Here is a 16664-nt window from a genome sequence, read left to right as displayed (position 1 = left end):
TTATCTCAGTTTCAGGGTGGCCAGGCCGATCAGCACCAGGATGACCGATACGATCCAAAAGCGGACGATGATGCGGGGTTCCGGCCAGCCTTTCAGTTCGTAATGGTGATGAATGGGTGCCATCAGGAATACCCGTTTCTTGCGGGTTTTATAGGAGGCAACCTGGATGATGACCGACACGGTTTCGACGACGAAGATGCCGCCCATGATGACCAGCACGATTTCCTGACGCACCAAGACCGCCACGATGCCCAGCGCTGCACCTAGGGCCAGCGCGCCGACGTCGCCCATGAAGACCATGGCCGGATAGGCGTTAAACCACAAAAATCCCAGGCCCGAGCCGATCAGCGCCGCGCAAAATACCACCAATTCGCCGGAGCGGGGAATGTGCGGGATTTGCAGATATTGAGCGAAATTGGCGTGGCCGGACAAATAGGCGAAGATCGCCAGCGCGGCGGCGATCATCACGGTCGGCATGATGGCCAGGCCGTCCAGGCCGTCGGTTAAATTGACGGCATTGCTGGAGCCGACGATGACGAAATAAGTCAGCACCACGTAACTCCACCCCATGTCCAGCGTGACGTGTTTGAAAAACGGTACGATGAATTGGGTTTCGGCGGGGACTTGCGCGGTGTTGTACAAATAAATGCCGGCCGCCAGCGCGACCACCGATTGCCAGAAATACTTGGCCCTGGCGGACAAGCCGTCGCTGTTGCCGAGCAGCACTTTTTTATAATCGTCGATGAAGCCGATCACGCCGTGCGCCAAGGTCACCACCAATACTACCCAGACATAACGGTTGTTTAGGTCGGCGCACAGCAAGGTGCTGATCGCCACCGAAAACAAGATCATCGTGCCGCCCATCGTCGGCGTGCCGGATTTAGATAAATGGCTTTGCGGGCCGTCGTCGCGCACGCTTTGGCCGATTTTACGGCGAGTTAGTCTCTCGATCATCGCCGGACCGATCAAAAACGACATTGCCAACGCGGTCAACACGCCCAAAATCGCGCGGAAGGTCAGATAGTGTAAGACCCGGAAACCGCTGTCCAAACTGCTGAGGTAGTCTGCGAGTAAAAGTAACATTAGGCTGCTCTAAAGGGGTGGGTGAGCGCCGCCGCGACGTTTTCCATCTTCTGGGCCCGAGAACCTTTCACCAATACGGTTTCGGAACCGGCCAGCGCGGTCGTCAGCGCGTCGATTAATTGTTGTTGTGTGTCGAAATAATCGCCGCCGGCGCCGAACGCGGCGACGGTATGGCGAGTCAGTTCGCCGGTCGCGAACAGGCGCGTCACGCCCGCGGCTTTGATTAATTCGCCCATCTCGCGGTGGAGTCGCGGGCTTTCCGGCCCCAGTTCGCCGAAAGCGCCCAGCGCCAGCCATAGCGGCCGCTGCCGGACAGGTACCGCGTCTAGTGCGGCTTTCAACGAGGCTGGATTGGCGTTGTAAGTGTCGTCGATGACGATATTGCCCAGCTTTCCTTGCAAGGCCTGCATGCGGCCGGTCACGGGCCGCAGTTGTTCCAGGCCGCGCCGAATGTCGGCAAGCGGAATGCCGAATTGCAGGGCCACGGCGGAAGCGGCCAGCGCGTTTTTGACGTTATGGGCGCCGGCCAGCTTTAGGTGGATGGTCAGGCGCTCGGCGCCGGCGATCAGGTCGAAATGGGTGTCGAAGCCTGCCGGGTCCAACGCGGTTTCGATCCGTTCGGCGCGAATATCGGCGGCTGGCGTCAAGCCGAACGACACGGTCTTGCGCTGGCCGGCCAAGCTCAGCCAGTAGTCGTAGTAGGCGTCATCGCGATTTAAAACCGCGATGCCCGCCGCGCCTAGATTCTCGACGATTTCACCCTTGGTTCTGGCCACGCCGTCGGTATCGCCGAAACCTTCGATATGGGCGGGGCCGACGTTGGTGATGACGCTGACGTCGGCCTGGGCACGCCGGCTGGTGTAGGCAATTTCGCCGGGGTGGTTGGCGCCCATTTCGATGACGGCGTACCGGTGGGATTCACGTAATTTCAACAAGGTCAGCGGCACGCCGATGTCGTTGTTCAAATTGCCCTGGGTGGCCAGTGTTTCGCCTTGGGTGGCGAAGATGGCCGCGAGCATTTCCTTGACCGTGGTTTTACCGTTGCTGCCGGTGACGCCGGCTACCCGCACCGGTAATTGCCGGCGCCAGTGGCCGGCCAACTCGGCCAACGCCAAATGGCTGTCGGCGACGACGATTTGCGGCAGGCTCGATTCGACCGGGCGCTCGACCAACAATGCCGCCGCGCCGGCCGCTTCCGCATTGGCGGTGAAATCGTGACCGTCGAACTGGCGACCCTTGATCGCGATATATAAATCGCCGGGCTGTAAGGTACGGGTGTCGATGCCGATGCCGCTGATCGTTCGATCCGATCCGGTCAAGCTGCCGGCCACGGCCGCCGCGATGTCGATTAGGTTTAGGTTCACGGCGCCCTCCATTCGGCCAGCGCTTGGCGAACCACGGCCTGGTCGCTGAACGGCCATTTGACGCCGGCGATGTCCTGGTAGTCTTCGTGGCCTTTACCGGCCACGACGATGCAGTCGTCGGCTTGGGCTTGTTGAATGGTGGTGACGATGGCGGTGGCCCTGTCGTTGATTACGGTAATTTTTTGGCTTTCGCAGCCGCTTAAAATGTCTTTGATAATGTCGGCCGACGCTTCGTGGCGCGGGTTGTCGTCGGTAACGATGACCTGATCCGCCCAGGTTTCGGCGATACGCCCCATTTGCGGCCGTTTACCCTTGTCGCGATCGCCGCCGCAGCCGAACACGACTTTCAGTCGGCGAGCGCCCTTGACCGCGCGCAAGACTTTTTCCAAGGCGTCGGGGCTGTGCGCGTAATCGACGAATACCGTCGGCTTATCCTGGCCGCCGAAGCGTTCCATGCGGCCGGCAATCGCGCGTAAATCGGCCAGTTTGGCGACCGCGCTTGCAAACTCATGGCCGGTCGCCAGCAATACGCACAACACCGCCAACAGGTTTTCCAAGTTAAAATCGCCGGCGATGCCGGTCACGGCGCGTAGGCGTTGCTTTTGGTACACCGCGTCGAATGCGATGCCGTCGGCGTGGTACTCGATGTTTTCCGCGACCACGCCATGTGCGTCCGCCAGGGTTTTGCCGGATTTGCTGTAAGTCCAGTGCGTAGCGCTCGGCGCGATGCTCGCCAAAACTTCGGCGCTGCAGGCGTCGTCGAGGTTGACTACCGCGAATTGCAGCGTCGGCCATCCGAACAACTTCAACTTGGCTTGCAGGTAGTCGGCCATCGTGCCGTGGTAATCCAAGTGGTCGCGGCTTAAATTGGTAAACACCGCGCCGGCGAATGTCACGCCGTTGACTCGGCCTTGTTCCAGTCCGTGCGATGAGACTTCCATTGCCACCGCGCGTTTGTTTCGCCGCAGCAGTTCGGCCAACATTTGTTGCACCGCCAATGCGTCCGGCGTGGTGTTCGCGGTCGGCTGCAAATTATCGACCTCGCCCCAGCCCAACGTGCCGATCACACCGCAAGCTTCGAGCGCTTGGGCGATCAATTGGCTGCAAGTGGTCTTGCCGTTGGTGCCGGTCACGCCGATGACCGTCAAGCGGTCGGACGGCTTTTGGTAAAACCGTGCGGCGATGTCGCCCAGGCTCTCGCTCAATCCGGCGACCGCGACGGCGGTTATTCCGGGCGTAACGGCCGCTTGTTCCGGCCGGCCGGCCGGGTCGTAAATGATAGCAATAGCACCGTTAATCAGCGCTTGGCCGGCATGAGTCAGTCCGTGTTGGTTCGAGCCGTTCAGCGCGATGAAGGCGTCGCCGGGGCGAACTTGCCGGCTGTCCAAGGCCAGACCGGCGATGTCGATATCGTCGGTGGCGGTGGCGTAGCCTGAAAGTAGCTCGGTCAATTTCATCGTTTGCTCAACAGTAAATGCATGGTGTCGACGCCGTCCGGTTCGACCCCGTAAACCCGCAATGCGCCGGCCATCACCCGCGAAAACGCCGGGGCGGCGACCAAACCGCCGTAATATTGGCCGCTGGTCGGCTCGTCGACGACGATCGCGATGATGAAGCGCGGGTTGCTGGCCGGCGCCATGCCGACGAACACCGACAGGTATTTGTCTTCGGTATAGCCGCCGGCCATCGCTTTTTTGACGGTGCCGGTCTTGCCGGCAACGCGGTAACCTTCGACGCGAGCCTGGTAGGCGGTGCCTTCCTTGCTGATCACGTGTTCCAGCATGTCCCGAACTCGGCGGGCGGTTTCCGGTTTGAATACGCGTTGGGCGTCCGGGTCCTCGTCGCGCTTCAACAAGGTGACCGAATGCAGCACGCCGTCGTCGGCCAGCGCGGTATAGGCGCGGGCCAATTGCAATACCGAGGTCGAAACGCCGTAACCGAATGACAGCGTCGCCTGGTCGAATTCATGCCAATTCTGATAATCCAATAGCGTGCCGCTGGCTTCGCCCGGAAAACCGACGCCGGCCGAGGTGCCGAAGCCGAGTTTGCTGTAAATTCCCCAAAAATATTCCGGCGGCATCGTCATCGCGATCTGGGTGACCGCGATATTGCTGGATTTTTGCAATACATGCGTCAAATCCAATGTGCCGTAGTTATGCACGTCCTTGACGACGTTGCGGCCCAGGTGATAGGCACCGTGGGTTTCTATCATCACGTTCGGGCTGATATAGCCGCCGTCCAAAGCCGCCGCGACGACGAAAGGCTTGACCGTCGAGCCGGGCTCGAAACTGTCTACCATCGCCCGGTTGCGATAACGGTTGCTGCTCAGTTCCTTACGGTTGTTCGGGTTGAACGCCGGTTGGCTGACCGTGGCCAGCACGTCGCCGTTTTTGGCGTCCAACACGACCAGCGAGGCCGAATGCGCCTTGTTTTGAAGCATGGCGTTCTGCAATTCCCGATATGCCAGATACTGGATGCGCTCGTCTATGGTCAGGACCAAATCCCGGCCGGGTACCGCTTCTTCGATATTTTCAACATCCTTGATAATTTGGCCCTTGCCGTCCTTAATCACCCGTTTTTTGCCGGGCTGGCCGCGCAAGATATGTTCGTAACCGTGCTCCATACCTTCCTGGCCGACATCGTCAATGTTGGTGAATCCCAACAAATGCCCCGAAACCGCGCCGGCCGGATAATAGCGCTTGAACTCGCGCTCGAAATACACGCCGGTAATATCGAGTTCCTTGACTTTTTCAGCCACATCCGGATTGATCTGCCGGCGGAGATACAAAAAGCGTTTGTTGGCGTCTTTCTCTTTTTTTAACTGCGCCCGTAATTCCTTTTCCGGATAGCCGAGGATTTTCGCCATCGGCGTCAGCTTGTCCTGTTCGGCGTCTTTCAATTGTCGCGGATTGACCCAGATCGATTGCACCGGCGTGCTGATCGCCAGCGGTTCGCCGTTTCGATCCTGAATTTGGCCGCGATAGGCCGGCACCGGTACGATGTCGATGTGCTGCATGTCGCCCTTGTCTTGCAGGAACTCCTTGTCCAGCACCTGCAAATACACGGCACGACCGATCAAGGCCGACATCGCCACCAGCATCAACGTCAACAACATGCGGCGTCGAATCACAAAATCTGAACTTTGCGGCAACCCGACCGCCCCCGTGGTAATACGCATTTACGGTTTTATGTAGATGATTTTGTCCTGCGCTGGCAACGTCAACATCAGCCTTTGCCGGGCCGCGATCTCCACTCGGTTTTCCTCGGTCAAGGTGGTCAATTCCAGTTGCAAGCGACCCCATTCCACTTCGTAATCGTCAAGTTCCTTTTCCTTTTTCTGAATTTCCATGAACAACAGTCGCGATTCGTACTTGCTGTAGATCACTGCAATCGCCGAGATCAGCAACATCGCCACTAACGCCGTCAGGAAAATATTTCGAGCGATAGCCATCAGCGTTTCTCCGCCACGCGCATTACCGCACTACGCGCGCGGGCGTTGGCTTGCAATTCGTCGTACTGGGCGCGGATCGCCTTGCCGATTTTGCGCAGTCGGCCTTGCTCAATATCGCGCTCCCGGACCGGTAATTTGCCTGGGTCGTGCTTCGCGCCGGCCTCGTCGCGGATAAAGTTCTTCACAATGCGGTCTTCCAGCGAATGAAACGAAATCACGACTAATCGCCCCTCAGGCGCCAACGCTTCCAACGCCAGCCGCAGGGCGGTGCGTAACTGTTCCAATTCCTGATTGATTTCTATCCTGATGGCCTGGAAACAGCGTGTGGCCGGGTGTTTGTGTTTGTCTCGGAACGGCACGTTGTCTTCGATTAGTTTGGCCAATTGCGCTGTCGTCGTCAGCGGGTGCGATTGCCGCTGGGTGACAATGGCCTTGGCTATTCTGCGCGAATAGCGTTCTTCGCCGTATTCGAAAAAAATTCTTGCCAGTTCCGATTCTTCTACCTTGGCCAGATATTCGGCGGCCGTCGGGCCGCGTTGCGAGTCCATGCGCATGTCCAACGGGCCGTCGCGGAGAAAACTGAAACCGCGTTCGGCCTTATCCAGTTGCGGCGAAGAAACGCCCAAATCCATCAAGATGCCGTCCAATTTGCCGTGACAGCCCGATTGCTCCGCCACGGTAGCCAGCTCCGAGAAGCAAGCGTGATGAAGGCTGAAGCGCGGATCCGCTTTCAGTTCGTCGGCGGTCGCGCTAACAATCGCATCGTAATCGCGGTCCGTGGCCAATAGCCGGCCGGATTCGCCAAGCCGGGTCAAGATACCGCGGCTGTGGCCGCCTCTGCCGAAGGTGCAGTCCAGGTAGACGCCGTTAGGTTTTATCCGGAGTTCCCGCAGGGCTTCTTCGTATAAAACAGTCTGGTGGCCGGACATCCCGGTCAGAACGACAAGGAGCCGAGTTCTTCAAGGCCCTCGGTGTCGTTGCCGTCCATCCACTCCTGTTCCTTGGCCTTCCAGGCTTCGTCGTTCCAGATCTCGAACTTGTTCAGTTGACCGACCAAAACAATATGTTTCTCCATGCCGGCAAACTCTCTGAGCTTTTCCGGCAGCAACAAGCGGCCCTGAGTATCCATTTCACATTCGGAAGCGTTGCCAATCACAAATCGGCGCAATTTGCCGGCCATCTTGTTAAGTGTCGGCAGCTTGCTGATGGTTTGTTCGAGTTTTTCCCACTCGGGAAGCGGGTACAGCCACAGGCAGCCCGGCTCGCCTATGCATTTGTCGTCGACGGCGACAGTCACAACCATTTGGCGGTCACAGCACTCTTGTAACTCCTCCCGGTACCGGGTAGGAATCGCAACGCGCCCTTTCGCATCCAAACTGATTGAACTAATGCCTCGAAACAAGATACGCCTCAAATTTCCAAAAAATTCCCTTTTAAACCACTTTATAGCACTTTTGTACCACTATAGTTTTCAACGGTGGGTTAGTCAAGAGGCATTTAGATTAAATTCTTTCTTTTTCTACAATGACTTAGACAGGATTGGCTGGGAAAAACCCCGAAATCCAGGGAAACGAGTGAAACTCGATTTTTATCAAAACCTTAACGGGAATTTGTTAGGCAACGCACAATCCGTGGGGCGTAATGCCCCTGTTTTTAAAATGAATTGCGTATTGATGACCGGGAGGTCGGTGCGACAGGTCAATATTCCGACTTCGGATTACGACCCAGCAGATTTTGAACGGCTTGTAGCGGAGCGAGCTGATTGAATAATACGTTGTAAACCTGCTCGGTGATGGGCATTTCGACGAGATGTTTTTGTGCGAGAGTTTGGGTCAGGCGCGCGGCGGAGATACCTTCCACGGCCTGATTAATGTCGGCCAGCGCCTGACTTTGGCTCTTACCCTGTCCCAAGGCTAATCCGAAGCGGCGATTGCGCGACTGGTCGTCGGTGCAAGTTAGAATTAAATCGCCCAGACCGGCCAAACCCATGAAGGTATCCGGCTGGCCGCCCAAGCGAATGCCAAGGCGGATAATTTCGCTAAGGCCGCGGGTAATTAACGCGGAGCGCGTGTTCGCTCCAAACCCCAAGCCGTCGGCAATGCCGGCCGCTATCGCCAGGACATTTTTACACGCGCCGCCGACTTGCACGCCGACGATGTCGGTACTGGTATAAACTCTAAAGCGTTGATTGTGGAGAATTCTGGCCAGTTCCGCCGCGAAAGGTTCGGAAATCGATGCAACGGTGAGTGCGGTGGGTAGGTCGTCGGCGACTTCCCGAGCGAAGGTTGGGCCCGATAGTACCGCCGTCGCCGCGCCATGCCCCAGAACGTCGGCGGCAACATCGCTGAGTAACGCACCTTCCGCGCCGTCAAAGCCTTTAGTCGCCCAGGCAATTTTCGGCGACTCGTCTAGCATCGGCTTGATTGCGGTCAAAGTGTCCCGGAACGCGTGACTGGGAACCGATATCAGCAAAATGTCGCTGAATTCAACCGCCTGTTTCAGATTACTGGTGACGGCCAGGTTGGCCGGAAACGGTTTGTCCGGCAGATAGCGCCGGTTTTGCCGATCGGTATTTAGGTCGGCCACATGCCGTGGATTGTGAGCCCACAGCATGGTGGCGCTGCCGTTTCTGGCGGCTTGAATCGCCAGAGCCGTTCCCCATGAACCGGCACCGAATATGCTGATCGCGGGCGGCATTAAAACAGCTTAGTTTAAGGTTTTATCTTCAGGAGCTTGCTGAGCTTGTTGTAATTGCTGCATATACAGCGCGTCGAAATTGACTGGAGCCAGAATCAATTGTGGGAAGCCGCCCTTGCTGACCAAGTCGGAAATGACTTCTCGAGCGTAAGGGAACAAAATGTTGGGACAGAAGCTGCCTAGCATCGGCCCCATTTCCTGATCGGTGAATCCGGCGATCATGAAAATGCCCGACTGATTGACTTCAACTAAAAATGCGGTGGCCTCGCCCACTTTGACGGTAACCGTCAAGGTCAGCGACACTTCGTAAACCGAGGTGTCTATCGCGTTGACATGGGTGCCCAGGTTCAAGTCCAGCGTGGGTTCCCATTTTTGGGTAAAGATTTTCGGCGCGTTGGGGGTTTCAAAAGAAATGTCCTTGGTATAAATCTTTTGAATGACGAACTGCTTGTCGGTCTGGGCGTTGATTTCGGCCATGAGTTTCCCTTCGGTGTTGTGGGTTAGGATTGAGTTTTGCTGATTTTGACCGGCAGTTTATAGTCTTCCCAGGATTGCATTCCGCCGGTCATGTTAAATACTTGTTCGAAACCCGCCTTGGTCAGCGTCTTGCATGCCGCCGCCGAACGCGCGCCGGTTTGGCAGGTGACGATTACCGGGTGTTGTTTGTGTTTTTCCAGCGAGGCCAGCTTCTCCTCCAGTTTGCCTAATGGGATGTTAATGGCGTTCTCGATGTGGCTTTTGCCGAATTCGTTCAACTCCCGGACATCCACCACCACGCTGTTGGTATTGTCCATCTTGGTCACCGCAATCAGCGGGGAGATGCTTTCGAATTTATTGAACGAGTTGGAAATCAAATCCTGGATCAGCAAAAAAATGACGCAGACCAGCGAAAAGGCAAGCAAATAGTGGTTGGTGGCAAATTCGATATATTGGTCCATCGTTAAATTCTATTGAGGTTTCGGAAACTAAAATTCAAGTGCTGCAAAACACGCTGCGCATCATTTGGATCAGGTGTATTACGCGTTCGTCGTCGATAAAATAGTAAACGCGGTTTGCTTCCTTTTTGTAATCAAGGATGCCTTTATCCCGCAAAATGGCCAAATGCTGGGAAATGTTGCTCTGGCTGGTGCCGACCTGCTCCACAATATCCTGGACGCTAATTGAGTTGCTGCCCAACACGCAAAGAATTTTGAGGCGTAACGGGTGAGACATCGCTTTCAAGCAGCAGGCGGCGCGACTGATGTCCTGGTCGTCGTAGGAATTGCTGTGGTCTATTTCTTCCATTGATCCCGAAATGAGCTAAGAATTGGGCGGCGAGTCAGGTGCTTTCAAGCGATGACACCATCTCTGTGCTGTATAATGCCGAAGCACAAGCCTTTGGCCTATCGCCAGAAACCGCAGCAGTCAAAGGCGTGCAAATCTAACAGAGTGAGCCTTCGAATTCAATACCTTGGCTCATGGCTGCCAAAATATAGTCTTCGTGCAAATCCGGTAAATGGCGGCGCGATTTTTCCTTACAGATAAATGGTCCATGAATGGTGAAGTGTAAAACCGCGGGGATTTTGGCTTCCGGTTGGACGGCAAGGGGCAAGGATGGCGCCTAATATTCGGGAACATATGCCGAGCGCGCCTGTTTTGATGCGAGCGTCCTATCTTTTTCGGGTTATGGCCTGAACCATGCGTGTTTGCCTGCGTTTGTCGATTCTTCTGGCAGGATTGGGCCTGGCAATTCCGGTTCGTGCCGAGAATACCGATAGCCGAGATTTGGCCGAGATTCATGACAAGATTCAACACGTCGGCGGCGACGTACGCGAGCTGGAAGCGGAAAAAAGTCGATTGCTAGATCAACTGCAAAAACTGGAACGGCAATATGGCGAGGCTGCCAATGCGTTACGCACGATTCGCGTTGAGATCAAGGCGCATGAGCAATCGCTGCAAGAGATACGAACCAAACTCGCCGACACTCAAAGAGATCTGCGTAGTCAGGAAAAAGGATTGGCGGGATTGATCCGTGCGGTCTACGCGATGGGCGGAGACAGTAAAGGCTTACAAGTCGTGCTGAACCAGCGTGACCCGGCTCTGTCTGGGCGGATGCGGGTGTATTCGGACTATATTGGCAAGGCGCGCTTACAGAAACTGCACGCGATCGCGGAGGATAGCCGGATTCTCGGGCAGTTAGAAGCGCGAAACGACACCGAATCCCAACTGCTGCGAGTCTCGCTCGAGAAGAAACAGGAGGAGGCCGAGTCCATGCGGACGCTGAAAGTCCAGCGCGAGCAATTATTGGCGAGCCTGGAAAAAGAACACGCCGAAAAGCGGCATTTATTGGATCGTTTAATCGGCGACGAGAAAAAATTACAGGCGTTGGTGGCATCGTTGCAAAAAACTGATGATAATGCCGAGAGAGTTGCCCCGCCAGCGCCGGAACCTCCGGCACCAAGCCCACTCAAACAGCCTGGAAAACCTCCGGAGCAGATTCGCTCCGTCAAGGAACCGGAGGCGGGGCGCCAACCCTTCCCGGAGTTGCAAGGTCGGTTGCCTTGGCCGGTGCAAGGCGCGGTCGTCGAGCATTTCGGGTCACGTCGGTACGAAACCACCTGGGATGGCGTGGTAATCAGTGCGCCCGAAGGCGCCGAAATTCGGGCAATTACCGCCGGCCGGGTTGTTTATGCCGATTGGCTGCGCGGTTACGGATTGATGATCATCATCGATCACGGGCACGGCTATTTAAGCTTGTACGCGTTCAACCAAAGTTTGCACAAGAGTGTTGGCGATCATGTCAAATCCGGCGAAGTCTTGGCTTCGGTTGGGCGCAGTGGCGGACGTTCTCAGGCGGCGTTGTATTTTGGGATCAGGAAGCAAGGCCGGCCAGTCGACCCAGCACAGTGGTGCCGGAAGCCAGCCAAGGGTTAATCTATTTACAGGAATCAGGTCGTTGGAGCTTTAATACAAATGTTAAATAACAGAAATCTTTTAATTTTACTGGTCGGCTTTATCTTAGGTTCGGCGATTAGCCTGTGCAGCAGCGTTTGGGCGGAAAAGCCCGCGCCGGCGGCGGCCAAGGCCGACGACCTGCAATCGTTGCCGTTCGACGAGTTGAGAACCTTTACCGAGATTTTCGGGCGGATTAAACAGGATTACGTCGAACCGGTATCCGATAAAAAGTTACTGGAGGATGCGATTCGCGGCATGTTGTCCGGCCTCGATCCGCATTCGGCTTATCTGGCCAGCGAGGAATATAAAGAGCTGCAAGAGGGCACGACCGGTCAATTCGGTGGGCTGGGCATCGAGGTCGGGATGGAGAACGGATTTGTCAAAGTGGTTTCGCCGATCGACGATACGCCGGCTCAAAAGGCCGGCATCAAGGCGGGCGATTTGATCGTTCGCTTGGATGACAAGCCGGTCAAGGGAATGACGTTGGCGGATGCCGTGAAAGTGATGCGCGGCGAACCGGGCACCGACATCGTGCTAACGGTCATCCGCGAAGGAGAGGAAGCACCGTTGAAATTTACGCTGACCCGCGACATCATTAAGGTTAAAAGCGTCAAAAACCGTTTGCTGGAGAAAAACTACGGCTACTTGCGGATCAGCAGTTTTCAATCGGGCACCGGCCAAGGCCTGCTGGACGCACTGGACGAATTGAAGAAAGAAAACGAAGGCCCGCTGAAAGGCTTGGTGTTGGATTTGCGCAATAACCCCGGCGGCGTGTTGAACGCCGCGGTCGATGTCAGCGATGCCTTTATAGAATCCGGTCTGATCGTCTATACCGAAGGCCGAATCAAGAATTCTGAAATGCGTTTTAATGCGACGCCGGATGACGTTATTAACGGCGCGCCCATCGTCGTGCTAATTAACGGCGGCTCGGCTTCGGCATCCGAAATTGTCGCAGGAGCGCTGCAAGACCATAAGCGCGCGATCATCATGGGTGAAAAATCGTTCGGCAAGGGTTCCGTGCAAACCATATTGCCTACCAGCAATGGCGCGGCGGTGAAGCTGACAACGGCCCGTTACTTCACGCCTTCGGGTCGATCCATCCAGGCGGAAGGTATCGAACCCGACGTCACGCTGGCCCGCTTCAAGCTGGAGGCGTTGGATAAGGCCAAATTGGAGTCGATCAAGGAGGCTGATTTGACCCACCATTTGACCAACGGGAATGCGAAACCGGATAAAAAAGCGGACGAGGACGATAAGGAAGACGCCAAGGACGTATTGCAAAAAGACGGTAGCGACACTGAAACCGAAGTGCGTGACTATCCGTTGCATGAGGCGCTGAATTTGCTGAAAGGCATCGCCATCATCAAGAAGTAGGCGGCTGCGTAGTCGCATAAAAAACCCGGCTGGCCGAGAGGTCGCCGGGTTTTTGTTTGTTTACGGCGCGGCGTTTAAACGTCCGCCCCGAGTAGTAGTGTGGGTGGCTTCAACGAGCCGAGGGTTGATAGGTAACGCTAAAATCGTTAAACGCTGCCAAGGCGACTTGGGCTTGCGCTTCATCCGCTAGCGCGAAAGTGTCAACGCCCACGCGGGAAAGGTAAAAAACCTGATCCGCCGAAAATTGGCCGACAGCCCTGATTTCGCTCCTGTACCCGTATTTATCGCGCAACAACCGGACCAGGGAAAAGCCTCGGCCGTCCGTGAAGGTTGGGAAATCCACCTCGATCAGCGAAAAATTGGGTAGGTCGCCGGCGAGGTCGCCGATATTGTCATCAGGCTCGATGCGCACGCCGGTTTGACCTGTCCGGCCGGAAAGGACGGCTTTGTCGTTCAGCCAGCGTTGAAGAGTCACGGTGACGTCGCTATCGCCGGGGATCTCGGCATCGTCAGCGAGAAACCGCCAGGCGTCCGTGGTTAATGTACGGTCTTTAATGATTTGCATAAACTTTTGCTTTGAATGGTTCCAGGCCAACGCGGTAGACGGTTTGCAGAAAAGCTTCGTTTTCCTGACGCAGTTGCAAGTAGACATCGAGTATCGTTGTGATCGCGGCCGTGATTTGGGCTTTGGCGATTGCCGGACCCAGGCGTTCGCCGATCGCCGCGTCATTTTCCGACGAGCCGCCGAGCGTGATTTGGTACCACTCTTCGCCATGCTTGTCGACGCCTAGAATGCCGATGTGGCCGACGCTTTGATGGGCGCAGCCGTTCATGCAGCCGGACATATTGATCTTCAGGTCGCCGATGTCGTGGATGTAATCGATATCATCCAGGGCTTCGTTGATTTCCTTGGCCACGCCGATCGATCCGGCGTTGGCCAGCGAGCAAAAGTCCAGTCCTGGGCAGCAGATCATATCTGTGACGGTGCCGATATTCGGCGTGGCTAGCTTAAGCGCGTCCAATTGCCGCCAGAGCTGGTACAGACTGGCTTGCTCGACATCGGCCAGCACCAGATTTTGCCGGTGCGTGCTTCTGATTTCGCCGAAGCTGTAGCGATCGGCAAGCTCGGCCAGTGCGTCCAGTTGTTCCGAGGTAATGTCGCCGGGTGGCGAATCCGGCGCTTTCAACGACACGTAAACCCCGCGATAGCCAGGGATTTTGTGCTCGACGGTATTGTGCTTCACCCACTTCGCAAAACGGCCGTCCTCGGATTGTTTCGTCGAAAAGCCGGTGTCGTCCCCGGTAAAGTCGCGGTAGGGTGGCGGCGCGAATTGGGTCTTGATTTCCTCGATACGCTCGTCGCCGAGCACCAAGGAATCGCGGATTCTGAGCCATTCCTCCTCGACCATCGCCGTAAATTTTTCCAATCCGGTTTCCTTGACCAGGATCTTGATGCGGGCCTTGTATTTGTTGTCGCGCCGACCAAACAAGTTGTAAATCCGCACAATCGCTTCCAGGTAGGACAGCAAATGCTTTTTCTCCAGAAAGCCTTTGACGGTTTGACCGATAATCGGCGTTCTGCCCAAGCCGCCACCCGCCAAAATTCTAAAGCCGGTTTCACCCTGCTCATTTTTTATCAGGTAGACCCCGATATCGTGGAATTGAACGGCGGCGCGATCATGACCGGCGCCGCTGACCGCGATCTTGAATTTACGCGGTAAATACGCGAACTCGGGGTGCAAGGTTGTCCATTGCCGAATAAGTTCGCAATAAGGGCGCGGATCTTCTATCTCGTCCCGGCATATGCCTGCCAAATGATCCGAGGTGGTGTTGCGCAGGCAGTTGCCGCTGGTTTGAATCGCATGCATTTGCACGGTCGCGAGCTCTGCGAGTAAATCGGGTACTCGGGAAAGTTCCGGCCAGTTGTATTGAACGTTTTGGCGTGTCGTAAAATGGCAATAGCCGCGATCATAGTCGCGCGCCACCGACGCAAGTTTGCGTAATTGTCGAGACGACAGTAATCCGTAAGGCACCGCGACGCGCAACATTGGCGCGTGCGTTTGGATATAAAGGCCGTTCATTAGGCGTAGCGCGCGGAACTGATCGGGGTCCAATTCTCCGTTCAAAAATCGCTCGGTCTGCCCGCGGAACTGCCGGACTCGCTCTTCGATAAGTGTTTGATCTCTTTGATTGTATTGATACATTTAGGTGGGCGGATCGCTTTACTGACTAATTTGATAGGTAATTGAATATTATACTCGCTGGGATTAAATGACAAAGAATATTGTATGGTGGTACCATGCCCGGTTAGATTTTTCCGCTTTTGATAACGACTAGAACATATAGAGGATAAGGGGGCTATCTTGTTGCGCGCATTGTTGATTTTGGCCGGTTTGTTGTTCCTACCGGAACTCGCCATGGCCGAAGAATTTAAGAATCTGGGGCTGACCGGAACCGAGCGGGGCGTCTATACCGTTCTGATTTTCCTGGTTGCATACGGTTTCGTGATGGCCGAGGAATTTACTCACTTGCGCAAATCGAAACCGGTCATATTCGCGGCGGCGGTCATTTGGGCGCACGTGGCGATTTTGGCTCACGACGCCGGCGTATCCGGCGAAGAGCTGCACAGCGCATTCGAGCACGACCTCAAGGAATATGCCGAATTGATGCTGTTCCTGCTGGTGGCGATGACGTATATCAATACCATGGCCGAGCGCAACGTCTTCGAAGCGTTACGATCCTGGTTGATCAGAAAGCAGTTCGGCTACAAACAGCTGTTCTGGATCACCGGCATCATCACCTTTTTCCTGTCCTCGGTAGCCGACAACCTGACGTCTGCCTTGCTGGTCGGCGCCGTGGTCATGGCGGTCGGCGCGGATAACGAAAAATTCGTCTCTGTCGGTTTCGTCAATTTGGTGATTGCCGCGAATGCCGGCGGCGCGTTTTGCCCATTCGGCGACATTACGACCCTGATGGTTTGGCAAGCCGGTTATGCCGAATTTTTCGACTTCTTCAAGTTGTTCATTCCTTCGGTCGTGAATTTCGTGGTGCCGGCGTTTTTCATGGCGCAAGCGGTTCCAAGCGGACAGCCTGAAGCAACCAACGAGGCCGCTGTTGAATTGAAGCCCGGTGGTTGGGTGGTGTGCGGTTTGTTTGGCGTTACCATCGGTTTGGCGGTTAGCTTCAAACAGTTTCTGCATTTGCCGCCGTTCATGGGCATGATGGCGGGTTTGTCCATCCTGATGCTATTCATTTATTACGTGAAGGTTCGTTTCTCCGCGGCTGATGAAGTGCGTCTCGATGTCTTTGATCGGGTAAAAGAAGCCGAGTGGGATACGTTGCTGTTTTTCTTCGGCGTGGTTTTCGCTGTCGGCGGTCTGGGTTACATCGGTTATCTGGAGTTGCTGTCCGGCGCGATGTACGACGGCTTGGGCCAAACCACCGCCAACATCCTGGTCGGTGTGATATCCGCCGTCGTCGATAACATTCCGGTGATGTTCGCGGTGCTGAACATGAATCTGGACATGGACTTGTACCAATGGTTGTTGGTGACATTGACGGCTGGCGTCGGCGGTTCGCTGTTTTCGGTCGGATCGGCCGCGGGTGTGGCGCTGATGGGGCAGTCCAATCATAAGTACACCTTCTTCAGTCACTTGAAATGGACGCCGGTTATCGCCGCCGGCTATGCGGCTAGTATTTTGACCCATTATCTGATCAACGGCTAAGCGCCGTCGGTCGGATTGTCGTAGTAAACCTAAGGA

At 55.6% G+C, this 16664-nt stretch carries 16 protein-coding genes; 3 read left to right on the top strand and 13 right to left on the bottom strand.

Annotation, left to right across the window (positions count from 1 at the left end; genetic code table 11):
* From mraY to ACQE3D_RS22835, 11 genes are all read right to left on the bottom strand, one after another.
* Positions 1-1083 (bottom strand): phospho-N-acetylmuramoyl-pentapeptide-transferase, encoded by a 1083-nt coding sequence (gene mraY / locus ACQE3D_RS22885; RefSeq protein WP_064028490.1) that lies wholly within the window; start codon positions 1081-1083, stop codon positions 1-3.
* On the bottom strand, positions 1083-2447 hold the full coding sequence (locus tag ACQE3D_RS22880; protein ID WP_313730335.1) for a UDP-N-acetylmuramoyl-tripeptide--D-alanyl-D-alanine ligase: 1365 nt from the start codon (positions 2445-2447) through the stop codon (positions 1083-1085). Before ACQE3D_RS22880 ends, mraY begins: the two co-directional genes overlap by 1 nt.
* Positions 2444-3904: a UDP-N-acetylmuramoyl-L-alanyl-D-glutamate--2,6-diaminopimelate ligase gene (locus ACQE3D_RS22875; RefSeq protein WP_168028364.1), complete on the bottom strand. Its 1461-nt coding sequence runs from the start codon at positions 3902-3904 to the stop codon at positions 2444-2446. Before ACQE3D_RS22875 ends, ACQE3D_RS22880 begins: the two co-directional genes overlap by 4 nt.
* A complete protein-coding gene (locus ACQE3D_RS22870; protein ID WP_064028494.1) occupies positions 3901-5625 on the bottom strand; it encodes a peptidoglycan D,D-transpeptidase FtsI family protein in 1725 nt (574 codons plus the stop codon). The genes ACQE3D_RS22875 and ACQE3D_RS22870 overlap by 4 nt, the downstream gene beginning before the upstream one ends.
* The gene (gene ftsL / locus ACQE3D_RS22865) at positions 5626-5898 is read right to left on the bottom strand and encodes a cell division protein FtsL (protein ID WP_064028496.1); all 273 of its coding nucleotides are present in this window, start codon (positions 5896-5898) and stop codon (positions 5626-5628) included.
* Positions 5898-6827, bottom strand: a complete 930-nt coding sequence (gene rsmH, locus ACQE3D_RS22860) for a 16S rRNA (cytosine(1402)-N(4))-methyltransferase RsmH (protein ID WP_064028498.1) — start codon at positions 6825-6827, stop codon at positions 5898-5900. Before rsmH ends, ftsL begins: the two co-directional genes overlap by 1 nt.
* Before the next feature lie 5 nt (positions 6828-6832).
* Complete coding sequence (mraZ, locus tag ACQE3D_RS22855) at positions 6833-7300, bottom strand: division/cell wall cluster transcriptional repressor MraZ (protein ID WP_064028500.1); 468 nt, start codon at positions 7298-7300, stop codon at positions 6833-6835.
* Positions 7301-7596: 296 nt separating this feature from the next.
* Positions 7597-8595: an NAD(P)H-dependent glycerol-3-phosphate dehydrogenase gene (locus tag ACQE3D_RS22850; RefSeq protein WP_313730336.1), complete on the bottom strand. Its 999-nt coding sequence runs from the start codon at positions 8593-8595 to the stop codon at positions 7597-7599.
* Positions 8596-8604: 9 nt separating this feature from the next.
* A complete protein-coding gene (secB, locus tag ACQE3D_RS22845) occupies positions 8605-9072 on the bottom strand; it encodes a protein-export chaperone SecB (protein WP_313730337.1) in 468 nt (155 codons plus the stop codon).
* 23 nt (positions 9073-9095) lie between these two features.
* Positions 9096-9533, bottom strand: coding sequence for a rhodanese-like domain-containing protein (locus ACQE3D_RS22840; RefSeq protein ID WP_064028506.1), 438 nt, complete (start codon positions 9531-9533; stop codon positions 9096-9098).
* Between the two features lie 34 nt (positions 9534-9567).
* Positions 9568-9879: an ArsR/SmtB family transcription factor gene (locus ACQE3D_RS22835; protein ID WP_064028508.1), complete on the bottom strand. Its 312-nt coding sequence runs from the start codon at positions 9877-9879 to the stop codon at positions 9568-9570.
* A 393-nt stretch (positions 9880-10272) separates the two neighbouring features.
* Between ACQE3D_RS22835 and ACQE3D_RS22830 the strand changes: the two genes are divergently transcribed.
* Complete coding sequence (locus ACQE3D_RS22830) at positions 10273-11508, top strand: murein hydrolase activator EnvC family protein (RefSeq protein ID WP_313730338.1); 1236 nt, start codon at positions 10273-10275, stop codon at positions 11506-11508.
* Positions 11509-11547: 39 nt separating this feature from the next.
* Positions 11548-12903, top strand: coding sequence for a S41 family peptidase (locus ACQE3D_RS22825; RefSeq protein ID WP_071159051.1), 1356 nt, complete (start codon positions 11548-11550; stop codon positions 12901-12903).
* A gap of 109 nt (positions 12904-13012) precedes the next feature.
* On the opposite strand, the gene ACQE3D_RS22820 is transcribed toward ACQE3D_RS22825, so the two are convergent.
* Both ACQE3D_RS22820 and ACQE3D_RS22815 read right to left on the bottom strand, forming a co-directional pair.
* Positions 13013-13468: a DUF934 domain-containing protein gene (locus ACQE3D_RS22820; protein ID WP_071159049.1), complete on the bottom strand. Its 456-nt coding sequence runs from the start codon at positions 13466-13468 to the stop codon at positions 13013-13015.
* Positions 13455-15107: a nitrite/sulfite reductase gene (locus tag ACQE3D_RS22815; protein ID WP_313730339.1), complete on the bottom strand. Its 1653-nt coding sequence runs from the start codon at positions 15105-15107 to the stop codon at positions 13455-13457. The genes ACQE3D_RS22820 and ACQE3D_RS22815 overlap by 14 nt, the downstream gene beginning before the upstream one ends.
* Positions 15108-15320: 213 nt before the next feature.
* Between ACQE3D_RS22815 and nhaD the strand changes: the two genes are divergently transcribed.
* Complete coding sequence (gene nhaD, locus ACQE3D_RS22810) at positions 15321-16628, top strand: sodium:proton antiporter NhaD (RefSeq protein ID WP_313730340.1); 1308 nt, start codon at positions 15321-15323, stop codon at positions 16626-16628.
* The last annotated feature ends 36 nt before the right edge of the window (positions 16629-16664 follow it).

This window comes from Methylomonas sp. MS20 (genome assembly GCF_050275925.1).
Lineage (GTDB): Bacteria > Pseudomonadota > Gammaproteobacteria > Methylococcales > Methylomonadaceae > Methylomonas > Methylomonas koyamae_A.
Note: the sequence above shows the minus strand (reverse complement) of the source record. Positions and strands in the feature narration are given on the sequence as shown.